Source organism: Polaromonas sp. P1_F2, from assembly GCF_056405735.1.
This window is the reverse complement of the sequence record NZ_JBFUBN010000007.1, coordinates 259,037-273,016: the sequence shown is the minus strand read 5'-3', so window position 1 is coordinate 273,016 and position 13,980 is coordinate 259,037. Positions and strand designations below refer to the sequence as shown.

Sequence of the window (13,980 nt, the reverse complement as noted above, 5' to 3'; positions counted from 1 at the left end):
GGGCAAGCGGGAACGGGGACAAAAGACTAAGAAAACCAAATACAACAAGGACTCGCCAAGGCGAGTCCTTGTTTCTCAGGTATTGGTATTCCTTCCCCACCCCTTGTGGATGCGCCGAGGAGCGGAGGTCCAGACGGATCAGGGATCGCGTTGTTTGAGCGAAGCGAGTTTAGCGAGACCCCGTCTGGACTGAGCACCGCAGGTTGCCCGTAGCGAAGCGAAGGGACGCAGCAACCAGGGTCGCCTTTTCTTTGGTGACTTTCTTTTGGCGAAGCAAAAGAAAGTTACTTGCCGCCGGGCAACCCCGGCCAGCAGCCCTCAACAAGAGGCGCACCGCCGGAGCAAGACCGGCCCCTACCCCGCAACCAATTTCAAAAAAGTAATTTCAGAAGGCGCCCCAAACCGTTTGGGCGGCCCCCAATATCCCGTTCCCCGACTCGTATAAACCCAAAGATTCTGCAACTTGTGCAAGCCGGCAGTAAACGGCTGCTGAAACCGCACAAACAGATTCCACGGATAGAACTGCCCGCCATGCGTATGGCCCGACAGCTGCAAATCAAAACCCGCTTTCGCCGCCGCCGCCGCGCTGCGCGGCTGGTGGGCCAGCAGCACGCGCACGGCGTTCAGCGGCGCGCCGCGCAAGGCCGCTTCGGGGTCGCTGCGGTGCGCTGGGTCGAAGTGGCCGGCGCTGTAATCCGTCACGCCGGCCAGCACCAGCGGTTTGCCGTCTTCGCGGCCGGCTGCATCTGAAGGGGGGCGAATCACCACGTGTTCATTCAGCAGCACCGTCAGGCCCAGGCGGCGCAGCTCGTCGACCCAGGCGTGCGCACCCGAGTAGTACTCGTGGTTGCCGGTGACAAAAAAGGTGCCGTGGCGCGACTTCAGATCGGCCAGCGGCGCGGTGTGGGCCGAGAGTTCGCTGACCTTGCCGTCCACCAGATCGCCGGTGATGGCCACCACGTCGGCGTCCAGTGCGTTGACCTTGTCGACGATGCGGCGCAGGTATTGCTGCTTGATGGTCGGCCCGACGTGGATGTCGCTGAGCTGGGCCAGGGTAAAGCCCTGCAGCGCCGGGGGCAGGCCCTTGATGGGCACGTCGACCTTGACCACGGCCGCGGTGCGCCGCGCATTCAAAAAGCCCAGCACGGTGACCAGCACGCCCAGCGCGGGCACGGCTTCGGCCGAGGCGATGCGCAGCCAGGCCAGCGGCAAGCGGCCGGGCGCCAGCAGGTCGGCCAGCCACAGCAGCACGAGGCCCGCGTCGCGCGCCACCGTCAGCACCAGCATCGAGGAGAACAAGCCCATGAACAGCAGGCCCACCCAGGTCAGAACATCGGCTAGCGGTTGTTTCGCGACCCGCCCTGCCATCAGGCCCAGCGGCATCAGCAAGGCCGAGAGTGCCAGGCCCCCGATGAGCAGCCACTGGCCGAGAGGATGGGCTTCAAGCCCCGGCACAAGGCGTGCGCCGATGTAAACATGGAGCAGCGCGGTTACAAGCGCCAGCGGCAGGAAGTTCATGAAAAGTCCAGAGTGATAAGCCCCGCATATGGGTGCAGGGCCCATGCATTCAATGCCGGCGCGGCTTTCTGCGACGGACGGTGACAGCGCACCAAGGCCGTGCGCGCGGCCGATAAGCGTTTCATGCGCTCACAAGTGCGACAAAGCGTGCGCACGAATATGCCGCATCGCGCGCTACCCTCGGCCATCTTTTCTTTTGCCGCCGACACGCCGGCCTCCTCCCGCCATGCGCCTATGACCGTCGCCCTCCAGGCCACCACTCCCGCCACCTTTGAAATCAAGAGCGCCAACCTGCCCCTGGTGGCCTTGCTGCTCAAGTCCACCGACCTCGTCGCCCTGGCACGCGAACTCGAAGCCCGCTTTGGCGATATTCCCGACTTCTTCGACCAGGATGCGCTGCTGGTCGACCTCTCACCGTTGCCGGACTCGGCGGGCGGGATCGACTTTCCCGCGCTGATCAGCCTGCTGGGCGGCTACCAGCTGGTGCCCATCGCCGTGAAAGGCGGCAGCGCCGCGCAGATGGCAGCCGCGCTGCAGGCGGGCTTGCTGCCCGTGCCCGACGCCCACCTGGTGGCGCCGCGGCCCACGGTGGCCGCACCACCCGCGCCGGTTCTGCTGGCGCCGGAACCGGTTCCCCCTGCCCCTGCCGCGCCCCTGGGCGCGCTGGTCGTCGACAAGCCGCTGCGTTCCGGCCAGCAGGTCTATGCACGCGGCCGTGACCTGGTGGTGCTGGCCATGGTCAACGCCGGCGCCGAAGTGATTGCCGACGGCCACATCCACGTCTATGCGCCGCTGCGCGGCAAGGCCATGGCCGGCGCGCGCGGCAACACCGAGGCGCGCATCTTCTCGCTCGCGCTGGAGGCTGAACTGCTCTCCATCGCCGGCGTCTACCGCACCAGCGAACACCCGTTGCCGCCCGGCATGGCGGGCAAGCCAACGCAGGTGCGACTCGTCCCGGGCGACGAGGGCGACAAACTAGTCATGAATGTGATGTCAGCATGAACACCGCCACTTTGCTTCCTCCTGCTCCCGCTCCCGCTGCACACCCGGCCTCCACCCAAAACATCTCTCCCGTTCTCCAAGGAAATTCAAGCATGGCAAAAATCATTGTGGTCACCTCCGGCAAGGGCGGTGTGGGCAAAACCACCACCAGCGCCAGCTTTGCCACCGGCCTGGCGCTGCGCGGCCATAAAACCGCGGTCATCGACTTCGACGTGGGCCTGCGCAACCTGGACCTCATCATGGGCTGCGAGCGCCGCGTGGTGTACGACCTCATCAACGTGATCCAGGGCGAAGCCACGCTGAACCAGGCCCTGATCAAGGACAAGCAGTGCCACAACCTCTACGTGTTGGCCGCCTCGCAGACCCGCGACAAGGACGCGCTGACCAAGTCCGGCGTCGAGAAGGTGCTGAAAGACCTGGCCGGCATGGACTTTGAATACATTGTTTGCGACTCGCCCGCCGGCATAGAGACCGGCGCCTTGATGGCCATGCACTTCGCCGACGAGGCCCTGGTGGTGACGAATCCCGAAGTCTCATCCGTGCGCGACTCCGACCGCATCCTCGGCATGCTCTCGAGTAAGACCCAGCGCGCCATCGCCGGCGGCGACCCGATCAAGGAACACCTCTTGATCACCCGCTACAACCCAGGCCGCGTCGACCAGGGCCAGATGCTTTCGCTCGAAGACATCCAGGATATTTTGCGCATCAAGCTCATAGGCGTGATCCCCGAGTCCGAATCCGTGCTGCAGGCCTCCAACCAGGGCGTGCCGGCCGTGCACATGAACGGCAGCGACGTGTCCGAGGCCTACAAGGACGTGGTCGACCGCTTCCTCGGCGACAAGGACAAGCCCATGCGCTTTATCGACGCGCAAAAGCCCGGGCTCTTCAAGCGCTGGTTCGGGGGGAAGTGATCCATGGCGTCTTTCCTGTCATTCCTGCTGGGCGAAAAGAAAAAGACCGCGAGCGTCGCCAAGGAGCGGCTGCAGATCATCCTGGCGCATGAGCGCACGGACCGCAGCCCCAAGCCCGACTACCTGCCGGCCCTGCAACGCGACCTGATCGCGGTGATCGCCAAATACATTCCCATCAACCCCGAGCACATCAAGCTGAACCTGGAGCGGCAGGATAACCTTGATGTGCTGGAGGTGAAGATTGAGTTGCCTGACAAGAAGTGAGCTCTTGCATGCTCCCGGCGGGCTTGGCTTTCTGTTTTCTCTGCTGAGGGTGGCTGGCCGGGGGTAGCCCGGCGGCTACTCACTTTTCTTTTGCTTCGCCAAAAGAAAAGTAAGCAAAAGAAAAGGCGACCCTGGTTGCTGCGTCCCTCCGCTTCGCTGCGGGCAACCTGCGGTGCTCGGTTCAGGCGGGGTCTCGCTAAACTCGCCTTCGGCTCAAACAACGCGATCCCTGATCCGCCTGAACCTGCGCTCCTCGGCGCATCCACAAGGGGTGGGGAGAGAATACCAATACCGAATACCTAAGAAACAAGGACTCGCCTTGGCGAGTCCTTGTTTGTCTTGGTTTGTTCTTTGTATTTTTCTTCTGTACCCGTTTCCGTTCCCGCTTGCCCCGTCCTGGCTGGGCCGAGGAGCGCAGACGTAGGCGGATCAGGGATCGCGTTGTTTGAGCGAAGCGCAGCGTAGCGAGTTTAGCGAGACCCCGCCGTAGTCGAGCACCGCAGGTTGCCCGAAGCGAAGCGTAGGGACCCAGACTGCGGGTCGCCTTTTCTTTGGTGACTTTCTTTTGGCGAAGCAAAAGAAAGTTACTTGCTGCCGGGCAACCCCCGGCCAGCAGGACTTAGAGGAGAGCACCCCCCCTTGAACAACCCCAAGCACAACGCTACCCTAACCCCATGCCCCAACCCCAAGCCCTCCGCCTCCACCCCGGAGAAGATCTCCGCACAAGCCTGACCAAAGCCTTCGCCGACCTGCAAGCCGGCCAGAACACGACGGCGGCTTGCATCATCTCCGCAGTGGGCAGCCTCTCCCAAGCAGTACTCCGCTACGCCGACCAGCCCGACGGAACGGTGCTGCAAGAACCGCTGGAGCTGATCACGCTGTCGGGCACGCTAAGCCCCGACGGCGTCCACCTGCATGCCTGTGTGGCAACAGCACGCGGCGAGATGCGGGGCGGCCATGTGATGCCGGGCTGCATTGTGCGGACCACGGCGGAGATCGTGCTGGCGCCCCTGCCGGGCTGGGTGTTCACGCGCGAGCATGATGCGCGGACCGGGTTCAAGGAGTTGGTGGCGAGGCCGGCAGGGCCTTCGGCGTGAACACGGCGTCGCATTTGATGTAGGCCTCTTCGCACAGCTGTATGAGCCTGCGGGCAGTGACGGGGGCGTCACAGTGGACGTAGATTGAATGGATCTCACCGCATGCGTGGTGAAAATCCGGTGTGTTCAAGCCGGAAAACAGGAGAGTTGTCATGAAAGCGTTGAACAGCGGTCTGTCGCACTTGGGTCCTCGTTCTGGCGGCGTATGTTTGTCCGCCGTGCTCGCGGCTGTTCTGGGATTTTCGCCCGTGGGTGCGCAGACCACGGGTGGCGCCGCGGGTACGACAGGTAATACAGGCATTACCGGCACCACGGGCACGAACACCAACACGGGGACCGGCACCGGAGGCACCACCATCAACGGCAACAACACCGGCACCACAAGCACCAATACCAATACGGGCACCGGCACGGGCGGCACCAATATCAATGGCGGCAATACCGCCACCGGGGTGCCCGGCACGCCCGGCGCAACGGGTACGAATTCGGGCAGGCCGCTGACCAACCCCCTGAACCGCAACCCGGCACGCCGCGCCGTTGCCAGCGAACCGGCGCAGCCCCTGCCTGTCGATCCCCGGGATTCGACCACGCGGCCGGCGACCGAGCCGGGCACGCCTGATCCGCGCGACAGCACGCGCTAGGTGCTTATGGGCGTCAGAGCCTTGAACGCTCAGTGGGGGTTGATGCGTGAAAGGTCGTGCAGCCACTCGCGGTAGGCGCTTTCGCGCTCGGGTGGCGGTACGCGCAGCAGGGCGGAGGGGTGCAGGGTGACGAGCACCTTGCGCCCGTCCTCGCGTTCCAGGATCTGGCCGCGGTTGGCCATGACCGGCACGGCCTTGCCGAGCAAGGCGCGGGCGGCGGTTGCGCCCAGGGCGACCAGCAGCTCGGGCTGCGCCATGGCGATCTCGTCTTCCAGCCAGTGCAGGCAGGCGGCGATCTCGCGTTGCGCCGGGGTCTTGTGGATGCGGCGTTTGCCGCGCAATTCGAACTTGAAGTGCTTGACCGCGTTGGTCACGAAGACCTTGTCGCGGCCTATGCCGAGCTCGGCCAGCGCGCGGTCCAGCAGGTGGCCGGCGGGGCCCACAAAGGGCTTGCCGGCCAGGTCTTCCTGGCTGCCCGGCTGTTCGCCGACCAGCATGACCCTGGCCTTGCGCGGGCCTTCGCCGCACACGGCCTGCGTGGCGTGTTCGCCGATGGGGCACTCGCGGCAGCGGTTGGTGGCGCGCTGCAGGGCTGTGCGCGAGCGCACCAGCTCGATGATGTGTGTACCGTCCGCGGGTTCCTTGGGTTCCTTGGGTTCTGTGGGTTCTTTTTCCCCTTTTTCCCGTTTGGCCGGCGATGCGGCGCACTCCGCATTCAATTGCTCAGGCCCGGCCGGCATCTGCTTGTGCATGGTTGCCTGTGGTTTCAGCCGTGCCGGAGGGAAGGTGCGCCGGTAAAAGGCCAGCCACAGCTGTTCGCCCGCGTCGGGCGGCGGTGCCTCTGCCGCCTGGGCACCGGGACCGAAGCGTAGTTGCCCGCCGTCCCATTCGAGGCTGCGCTCGGGCGTCAGGATGGCCCAGCGCATTTGTTTGTAGCGGCGCTCAAAAAAGGGCGCGACGGCTTCAATGATGTGGTGTTCGGGCTCGGACCAGGCCACATGCAGCGGGCCGACTTCGGGGTCGGAGCGGAAGGTGTCGTCCAGCACGGTGCGAAAGCGCGTAAAGGCTTTCATCTCATGCATGTCGCGCCGCACGGCCTCGGCCATGCGGCCGGCTTTCACCATGTCGGCGTCGAGCGGGTCCTGCCGCAGGCCGGGCTCGTGGACCAGGCGCCAGAGGATGCGGTACAGCAGGCCGAAGCGGCCCGGGTCGCTGTGCAGGATGACGACCTGGCACAAGGCCATGAATTCGGGCGGCACGCTGACGGCGGGCGCGCCGTTGAACGCGGCCTTGTCGTGGAAGGCGCCACCCGGCGCGCGGGCGGCGGCAAAAAGATCCTGGACAGCGGTGTCGGTGCTGTGCCAGCTGATTTGCTCGGGCAGCATTTGCTGCGCCAGCAGGCCGCGCGCGGCACGGCGGAAGCCCTCGAAGTCGGCCTGGCCCTGCAGCATGACGGGCAGCGGGGCTTGCGGAAAGAGGTCGGTCGTCAGCAGGTCATTCATCACGCCCATGCAAAGATCCTTTCTGCTTCACGTCAGACTTCATGGTGCGGCGGCGGGTTCAACCGCGGCTGTAGGCAAAGAAGCCGACTTCCTGGGTGCGGGCGTCGCATCGGCAGGAAAGAGAACACGAGGGAACATCAAAACACTGTATCAATATACAGTGTTTTGGGGCTATGGACACAGAAGTAAAGGCGAAAACCCTGGCGGCCTGTGGCTTTGGCGCCTAAATCAGCTTGAAGATGGCCGGGCGCGGGGCCCTGGCTTGTCAGCGTGTGGCCGGACGGGCGTTTCGCGGGGGCAGGGCCGCCCGGGCGGCGCGGGCGAGTTTCCGGGCATGGGCTTCCATCACCGCGTAGACCGCCGTGGCGATGCCCAGCGGCGCCAGGTAGTAGATGACGCGGTAGGCCACCAGGGCGGCCAGCAGTTCAGCCTGCGGCATCAGGTGCGACAGCAGGGCGACGAACACCGCCTCCAGCACGCCCAGGCCGGCCGGGATGTGGGTGATGACACCGGCCACGGCGGCCAGCAGCAGCACGCTGACGACGGCGGAAAACTCGATGCGGTGCTGCAGCAGGATGTAGAGGATGCCGGACATGATGAGCCAGTTGCCGGCGCCCATCAGCAACTGCAGGACGGCCAGCCGCGGCGACGGCAGTTCGAGGGTGTGGCCGCGCAGCTCGTAGTGGCGCTGGCGCGTGAAAGTGCAGATGCCCAGGTAGGCCGCGGCCGCCGCGAGCAGCGCGAGGCCGGCCAGGCGCAGGTGGAGGGTGGTGACCGGCCAGTCCAGCGGTAGCGTGGGCGGGTGCAGGCTGAACACCAGCCCGGCCAGCAGCACATACCCCATCCAGTTGGCCAGCATGCTGATGGACATGATGCGCGTGATGGCGCCGGGCTTCAGGCCCAGGCGTGAATACAGCCTGAAGCGAAATGCCACGCCGCCCACCAGCGAGCCGAGGTTGAGGTTGAAAGCATAGCTGGTGAAGGTCACCAGCATCACGGTGGGGGCGCTGAGCTTGTGGCGCGTGTAGTGCCGGCCCAGCAGGTCGAAGCAGCTGTAGAGCGTGAAGCTGGCCGCGGCCAGGGCGACGGCGCCCCAGGCGGCGGTGAGCGGATAGTTCTCGAGGGAATTGAGCACCTCGCCCCAGGCAATGCTGCGCGCCTGCGACACCAGCAGGGCGGCCACCAGCACGAAGAACACGGTGGTGGCGCCGCGCCTGAGCCACGGCCACCAGGGCCGGCTGCGCCAGGGGCCGCGGGCGGGGGGTGGGCTGCGGCTGGCCATCAGGCGCTCACACGGTTTTGGCCTGCTGGCTTACCGCTTCGGCATCTCTGCCGGTGGGGCCGGCAGGGGCGGGGAAGTCCTGGCCGGCGGGCGTGATGCGCGGCGTGTGCGCCGGCAGCCAGCCGGCCCAGGCCGGGTAGCGCCGCAGCAGGTGAAAAACGAAATAGCTGCGCACGGTGCGCCACCAGGTGGGCTCGACCAGGTCGTCGCGCGTCACTTGCTTGCAGCTGTTTTGCATGATCGCGTCCAGCCGCGCGCCCAGCTCCTGGTTGAAGGCGCGGTCGCGGATGACGACGTTGGCTTCCAGGTTCAGCGAGAGGCTCAGCGGGTCGAGGTTGCTGGAGCCGACAGTGGCCCATTCGTCGTCGATGACGGCGACCTTGCCGTGCAGCGGCCGTTCGCAGTATTCGTAAATGCGCACGCCGGCGTCCAGCAGGTGGTGGTAGAGCATGCTGGCGGCGGTCTTGACGATGGCCATGTCGGGCTCGCCCTGCAGGATGAGGCGCACGTCCACGCCGCGCCGCGCCGCGTGGCGCATTTCCCTGAGCAGCCGGTAGCCCGGGAAGAAGTAGGCGTTGGCGATGACGACGCGATGGCGTGCCGTGCGTATGGCCGCGCGGTAGTGCCGCTCGATGTCGTTGGTGTGCTTGCGGTTGTCGCGGGTGACGAACAGCGCGGAGGCCTCGCCCGCCGCTGCGGGGACGCTGTCGCCGCGCCAGGTTCCTGCGAACGAGCGCGCGCGGTTGGAAAAGCGCTCGCGCAGGCCCTCGGGCGGCTCGGCGCCGGCGTTGCGCCGGCCGGCGGCCAGGGCGCGGCGCACAAAGCTGTGGATGTCGGCGACGATGGGGCCTTCGATTTCGACGGCGTAGTCCTGCTTGGCCTGGGGCCCGAAGTCGGCCAGGTGGTCGGCCGAATAATTGATGCCGCCGACGAAGGCGCGCTCACCGTCAACCACCACGATCTTGCGGTGCATGCGGCGAAACAGGTTGGTGCGCCAGCCCCAGAGCCTGGGGCCGGGGTCGAACACATGCAGGCGCACGCCGGCCCGCGTAAGCGTCGAGATGAACTCGGGCGACAGGTCGGGTGAGCCGTAGCCGTCTATGGTCACGTCGACCTGCACGCCGCGCCGCGCCGCCTGGTGCAGGGCCGCATGCAGTTCTTCGCCGACCTTGTCTTCGAACAGGATGAAGGTTTCCAGCACAACTTCACGTTGGGCGGCGGCGATGCATTCGAACACGCGCGGGAAAAATTCCTCGCCGTTCTCCAGCAGGCGGAACTGGTTGCCGCTCACCCATCTAGACATGTCTAGAGCTCGATTTCTGCCGCCAGGGGCGCGTGGTCTGACAAGTGCGACCAGGGCCGCAGCGGCAGCACCACGGGCGCGTGGCCGATGGCGTTGCGCACATAGATGCGGTCCAGGCGCAGCAGCGGCAGGCGCGCGGGGAAGGTGCGCGCCGCATGGCCGTTGGCCTGCACGAAGACCTCGTGCAGCTCGGCGCCTTTTTCGAGCCGCGCGTGGGCGCGGTGCCGCCAGTCGTTGAAGTCGCCGGCGACCACCACCGGGGCATGCGGCGGGATGTCCTTGCGCACCAGGTCGCAGAGCATGTCCATCTGCTGCTCGCGGTGGGTTTCCATCAGGCCGAGGTGCACGCAGATGGCGTGCACGTTGACGCTGCGGCCGGGAATCTGCAGTTCGCAGTGCAGCAGGCCGCGGCGTTCGGGCCCGCTGATGGACACGTCGCGGTTCTCAAACCGCACGATGGGGAACTTGGACAGCACCGCATTGCCGTGGTGGCCGTTGGTGTAGACGGCGTTGCGGCCGTAGGCGAATTGCGGCCAGATGGTGTCGGCCAGGAATTCGTAGTGCGGCGTTTCGGGGTAGTTGTCGAACTTGTCGGCGTGCTTGGCGTGGGTGCCCGTGACCTCCTGCAGGAACACCACGTCGGCGCCCACGCTGCGCACGGCTTCGCGCAGCTCGGGCAGGATGAACTTGCGGTTGAAGAAGGTAAAGCCCTTGTGGATGTTGACCGTGAGCACCTTGAAGGAGAACGAGGACTGCGGACTCACGGCGGCCAGCGCGGTTTGCGTGTCGGCCTCCACGGCGGCCATGTCAACCCGCGTGCCCGCTTTGGGCGGCGTGACGGGTACGGCAACGGACAGCGCATCGGGCGCACCGCGGCGGGAGGCGCCGGAAGGACTTGCAACAGAAGGATCGGGAACGGAAGGTTGCATAAGAAGGGAGGCAAAAGGCAAAGGGCGGGTGATGGAAAACCGGAGGCGCGGACATATCGATACCGGCAAAGAGGCAGCATACGCGCCCGCCGATCACCCTGACGGACATTGTGGCTTCGCGGCTTTCTCCCGAGGTGTAGGACAAAACTTATTTGTACGCCCGGCTGGCGCGCCTCTTGGCCCCTCGGGGAGCCGCCTGCGCAACCACACGCCGCGGGCGCAGTGTCCTACATGGCGCGGCGTGCCTCTCCGGCAAGTCCGCCGCGGCTTGGCGCCTAAATTGAAATCAGCCCCGTTATCGCGTTATCGCATGAGGGCTTGTTTGTTCCACACGCCTTGTTTCTGGGGCCAACCGAAGAGGAAATGACCATGAAGAAGTTTTCAATGAAATCCGTTCCCGTAGCCGCTGCCATCGCAACCGCCTTGCTGATGGGCGGGCAGGTCCAGGCGCAGACCGATACCACGACACCGCCGGGCACGACCAAGCCCAAGGACCAGACCACCGCGGCCCCTGCGGGCGGTGTGGCCAAGACGCCTGAAGCACGCACGGCCGCCAAGGCCGACCGCGCGGCAGCCAAGGCCGAGAAGCGCGAGAAACGGGCAGCCAAGCGCGCCCAGAACTCCGCCGCGCGTGATGCGGCCGCCACCTCGACCGGCGGTGCGCAAGGCCCTGCCGCAGGCGGCACCAAGTAAAACAAGACACCCGCTTTGGGGGAGTGATCCCGCGACCGCGAAGCGGCATGGGCGGGCCACAACGGTCTTCGTTGCGGCCCTGCCGGGTGGTTTGCCCTTGAGGCAGTCCATCGTTTTTTGAAGGAGATTGAAATGTCCAAGTTCTTGATTCGCTCAATTCCCGGCGCCGTGGCGCTGACCCTGGCGGCCGCGCTGGCTGCCCCTGGCGCTTTTGCGCAAAGCCTTGGGGTCGGCGTGGGTGTGGGCGCCGGTGCCGGTGTGAGTGGCAACAGGGCCGCCGGCAACGCCGATGCCGGCCTGGGGGTGAACCTGGGTGTCAATGCCGGCCAGAACGCCAATATTGATGCCTCGACGCGCGCGAACGCAACCGGCGGCGGCGACAGCGGCTCCGGTGCGGTCGGCGGCCGTGTGGGCGCGGGCGTAGGCGCGGGTGCCAATGTCTCCGGTGCGGTGGACGACACCGCACGCGCTACAGGACGCGCGGCAACCCGCACGGGCAACGCCGTGAAGAGCGGCGCCCGGCGCACCTACAACGGCGTGAGTAACGGCGTGGGCAGTGCGGCAGGCAGCCTCCAGGGCGGCGTGCAGGGCAGTGTCCAGGGTGGCGCGGGCGTCAGTGGCGGCACCCATTAAAAACCGGGCCTGAGGCCGGCCGCCCGTTCGCGGGCGCCTCGGCCCAGATCTTCAAAGCCGGGCGCGGGCATGTCCTGCGGGCCGGCTTTTTGCTGCCCCTTTTTTATTTGGGACGCGGCTGCGGTAAATCCTTGTCGGGCTGCAACAGCGTGCCGGCGCGCAACGCCTTCACGGCGCCGGCCACCGCGCTGGCCGCGTTGCGCACCTCGGCCAGCACGGCCTTGTCGGCATCCAGCGTGTCGTGGCTGGTGGCATAGGGTTCGTAATAGCCGATGTAGCGGTCCAGCCGGGCCTGGCTGCCGGCGTCTATCAAGCCCATCCAGTCCAGCCAGTCGCTGAGGCCGCGCCGCGTGCCCTCGATGCCGGCGACGTCGCCGTGCACCACCAGGCCGTAGGCGCGGCCGGCCAGGTGTTTGGGGTAGTCCCAGCCTTTCATCTCGAGCGCCTTGGCTTCTTCCGGCTTTTTGCCGTGGGTGCTGGTGGGGTCGGGATTGCCGCCGTCGGCGCAAACCAGTCGGTCCATCATGAGCTTGAGCGGGCTGGGCGACTGGTACCAGTACACCGGGGTGAGGATCAGCACGCCGTGCGCGGCCGTCCAGCGTTCGTAGATCTCGGCCATCCAGTCGCTGGTCTGCCCCAGCGCATGGTTGGGGTAGCAGCTGCAGGGCCAGTGGCACAGCGGCATCGCGGTGGAGACGCAACCCTTGCAGGGGTGGATGCGCAACTGGTAATCGGAGCTGAGCAGGCTCAGATCCAGCACGTCGGCGTGCATGCCCGCACCTTCCAGCGCGGTTTTGGCGGTGTTGAGCAGGCGCCAGGTCTTGGAGATCTCGCCGGGGCAGGTGCCGTCGTTGCGGGCCGAGCCGCAGACCAGCAGCACGCGGGACGGCGTGGCGGGGTTTTCCCATACAGCCTGCGTCTTCTGCAGGCGCGCGCGGGTTTCCAGCCATTCGGTCGACAGGTCGTAATCAGGGTCGGCGAAACCCTCGCCGGCCTTGCGCGTATGCGGCGCCTTGCGGCCTTCCTTGTACGCATCCCAGGCCAGCGCTGCCAGCCGCTCCAGGGCTTCATCTTCCGCGCGAAAGGCCGGGTCCACAAAAGACTGCATGAAGCGTTCGTGGAACGCCTCGCGCGACAGGACGGCCGGTGCCTGGCCTTTTCGGACTTCGCTCATGGGCCCAGTTTAGTCAGGCCGCGTGGGACAAAGAAGGGCATTCGATAACGTCCTACGCGGGCTTTGGGCGGCGTCCGGCGAAAGCGGATAAGGCACAAAAAAAGCCCGCACCGGTTTGCGGTGCGGGCTTTGGGGAAAGCTCTTCAGTGCGCCGGTGGCTTAGCCCTTTTGCGGGGCCATGCCGCCGTGCTCACGGTGGCCGCCGCGCGGGCCGTGCTTCTTGTGCTCGGCATCAAAGGTTTTTTGCTGCTCGGGGCTCAGCACCGCGTAGAAGGTTTTGGTGGCTTCGCCGCGCTTGTCCATGGCGGTGTTCATTTCAGCCATGCGCTGGGTGCGCATTTCCTTCATCTTGTCGATGCGCTGGGGCGTGGTCAGCTTGTCGAACTCGGCGCGCTGCTCGGGCGTGGGACGCGCGCCGTGGGCGGGCGGCTGCATGGCGGCCGTGTAGCTGGTCCACGCGCCTTCCTGGGCCGGCGTGATCTTGAGCTTGGCCTTGAGTTCGGCCTGGTGCTTGGCGATCATGGCCTGCATCTTGGCGGGGTCATGGCGGCCCATGCGTTCGCCGTGGGGGCCGGCGGGTTTGCCGGCTGCTGGCGGCGAGCCAGCAGGTGGTGCGGGCGGCGTTTGCGCCATGGCGCCGGCGCCCACGGTTGCCAGCAGGCCGGCCAGGACGAGGCTGTTGAGGGAAGCGGAGGGCTTGAATGCGAATTTCATGGAGAACTTCCTTTCAAAGAGAAGATGCCTGAAATCCATCGTCGTGACATACGGCTTTTGGCTTCAGGTTGAAAGCAAGTGTGGTGGTGCTCTGTATCCCCGCCGTTGCCGAGGCGATGAGGGTTTGTAAAGTTAAGGGAAAGCTCACCCCTATCGACACTCACTTCGTGTAGTGCCTTTTCCCCTTCCAGGGGACGGAGCTTGCGTTAACCCCTGTTGGGGCTCACTGCGTGTAGCCCCCTCTCCCCTTGCAGGGGACGGGCGCCTTGCGGCCGGCAAAGCCGGACCGCGGCGCCCGCTGGCAGCATGGCTCACCC

At 66.0% G+C, this 13,980-nt stretch carries 14 protein-coding genes; 7 read left to right on the top strand and 7 right to left on the bottom strand.

The genetic code is table 11. The features are described from left to right. Positions 1–354: 354 nt before the first annotated feature. Complete coding sequence (locus AC1D0O_RS16190) at positions 355–1,518, bottom strand: metallophosphoesterase (RefSeq protein WP_477654528.1); 1,164 nt, start codon at positions 1,516–1,518, stop codon at positions 355–357. Positions 1,519–1,752: 234 nt separating this feature from the next. Here AC1D0O_RS16190 and minC point away from each other — a divergent pair, with 234 nt between their 5' ends. The 5 genes from minC (at position 1,753) to AC1D0O_RS16165 (ending at position 5,433) form a co-directional block, all read left to right on the top strand. Then, positions 1,753–2,520 (top strand): septum site-determining protein MinC, encoded by a 768-nt coding sequence (gene minC / locus AC1D0O_RS16185; RefSeq protein WP_477654533.1) that lies wholly within the window; start codon positions 1,753–1,755, stop codon positions 2,518–2,520. Positions 2,521–2,612: 92 nt separating this feature from the next. Next, positions 2,613–3,431: a septum site-determining protein MinD gene (gene minD, locus AC1D0O_RS16180; RefSeq protein WP_436155618.1), complete on the top strand. Its 819-nt coding sequence runs from the start codon at positions 2,613–2,615 to the stop codon at positions 3,429–3,431. A 3-nt stretch (positions 3,432–3,434) separates the two neighbouring features. Further along, complete coding sequence (gene minE / locus AC1D0O_RS16175; RefSeq protein ID WP_436155619.1) at positions 3,435–3,695, top strand: cell division topological specificity factor MinE; 261 nt, start codon at positions 3,435–3,437, stop codon at positions 3,693–3,695. 674 nt (positions 3,696–4,369) lie between these two features. Then, a complete protein-coding gene (locus tag AC1D0O_RS16170) occupies positions 4,370–4,792 on the top strand; it encodes a PPC domain-containing DNA-binding protein (RefSeq protein WP_477654527.1) in 423 nt (140 codons plus the stop codon). 152 nt (positions 4,793–4,944) lie between these two features. Continuing rightward, a complete protein-coding gene (locus tag AC1D0O_RS16165; protein WP_477654526.1) occupies positions 4,945–5,433 on the top strand; it encodes a hypothetical protein in 489 nt (162 codons plus the stop codon). 29 nt (positions 5,434–5,462) lie between these two features. On the opposite strand, the gene AC1D0O_RS16160 is transcribed toward AC1D0O_RS16165, so the two are convergent. The 4 genes from AC1D0O_RS16160 to AC1D0O_RS16145 all read right to left on the bottom strand — a co-directional run bounded on the left by AC1D0O_RS16160 (position 5,463) and on the right by AC1D0O_RS16145 (position 10,326). Beyond that, positions 5,463–6,944, bottom strand: a complete 1,482-nt coding sequence (locus AC1D0O_RS16160) for a UdgX family uracil-DNA binding protein (protein WP_477654525.1) — start codon at positions 6,942–6,944, stop codon at positions 5,463–5,465. Between the two features lie 256 nt (positions 6,945–7,200). Further along, positions 7,201–8,217 carry a lysylphosphatidylglycerol synthase domain-containing protein gene (locus AC1D0O_RS16155; protein ID WP_477654524.1) on the bottom strand — a complete coding sequence of 339 codons (1,017 nt, stop codon included), beginning with the start codon at positions 8,215–8,217 and terminating at the stop codon, positions 7,201–7,203. A 7-nt stretch (positions 8,218–8,224) separates the two neighbouring features. Continuing rightward, the gene (clsB, locus tag AC1D0O_RS16150) at positions 8,225–9,520 is read right to left on the bottom strand and encodes a cardiolipin synthase ClsB (RefSeq protein ID WP_477654523.1); all 1,296 of its coding nucleotides are present in this window, start codon (positions 9,518–9,520) and stop codon (positions 8,225–8,227) included. 2 nt (positions 9,521–9,522) lie between these two features. Further along, positions 9,523–10,326 (bottom strand): endonuclease/exonuclease/phosphatase family protein, encoded by an 804-nt coding sequence (locus tag AC1D0O_RS16145; RefSeq protein ID WP_436156228.1) that lies wholly within the window; start codon positions 10,324–10,326, stop codon positions 9,523–9,525. Positions 10,327–10,818: 492 nt separating this feature from the next. Between AC1D0O_RS16145 and AC1D0O_RS16140 the strand changes: the two genes are divergently transcribed. Together AC1D0O_RS16140 and AC1D0O_RS16135 are read left to right on the top strand one after the other, a co-directional pair. Further along, a complete protein-coding gene (locus tag AC1D0O_RS16140) occupies positions 10,819–11,142 on the top strand; it encodes a hypothetical protein (RefSeq protein ID WP_477654522.1) in 324 nt (107 codons plus the stop codon). Between the two features lie 132 nt (positions 11,143–11,274). Continuing rightward, complete coding sequence (locus tag AC1D0O_RS16135) at positions 11,275–11,775, top strand: hypothetical protein (protein WP_477654521.1); 501 nt, start codon at positions 11,275–11,277, stop codon at positions 11,773–11,775. Between the two features lie 103 nt (positions 11,776–11,878). On the opposite strand, the gene AC1D0O_RS16130 is transcribed toward AC1D0O_RS16135, so the two are convergent. Together AC1D0O_RS16130 and AC1D0O_RS16125 are read right to left on the bottom strand one after the other, a co-directional pair. Further along, positions 11,879–12,949, bottom strand: coding sequence for a flavodoxin family protein (locus AC1D0O_RS16130; protein WP_477654520.1), 1,071 nt, complete (start codon positions 12,947–12,949; stop codon positions 11,879–11,881). Positions 12,950–13,108: 159 nt separating this feature from the next. Further along, complete coding sequence (locus AC1D0O_RS16125; protein WP_477654519.1) at positions 13,109–13,663, bottom strand: Spy/CpxP family protein refolding chaperone; 555 nt, start codon at positions 13,661–13,663, stop codon at positions 13,109–13,111. Between the last annotated feature and the right edge of the window lie 317 nt (positions 13,664–13,980).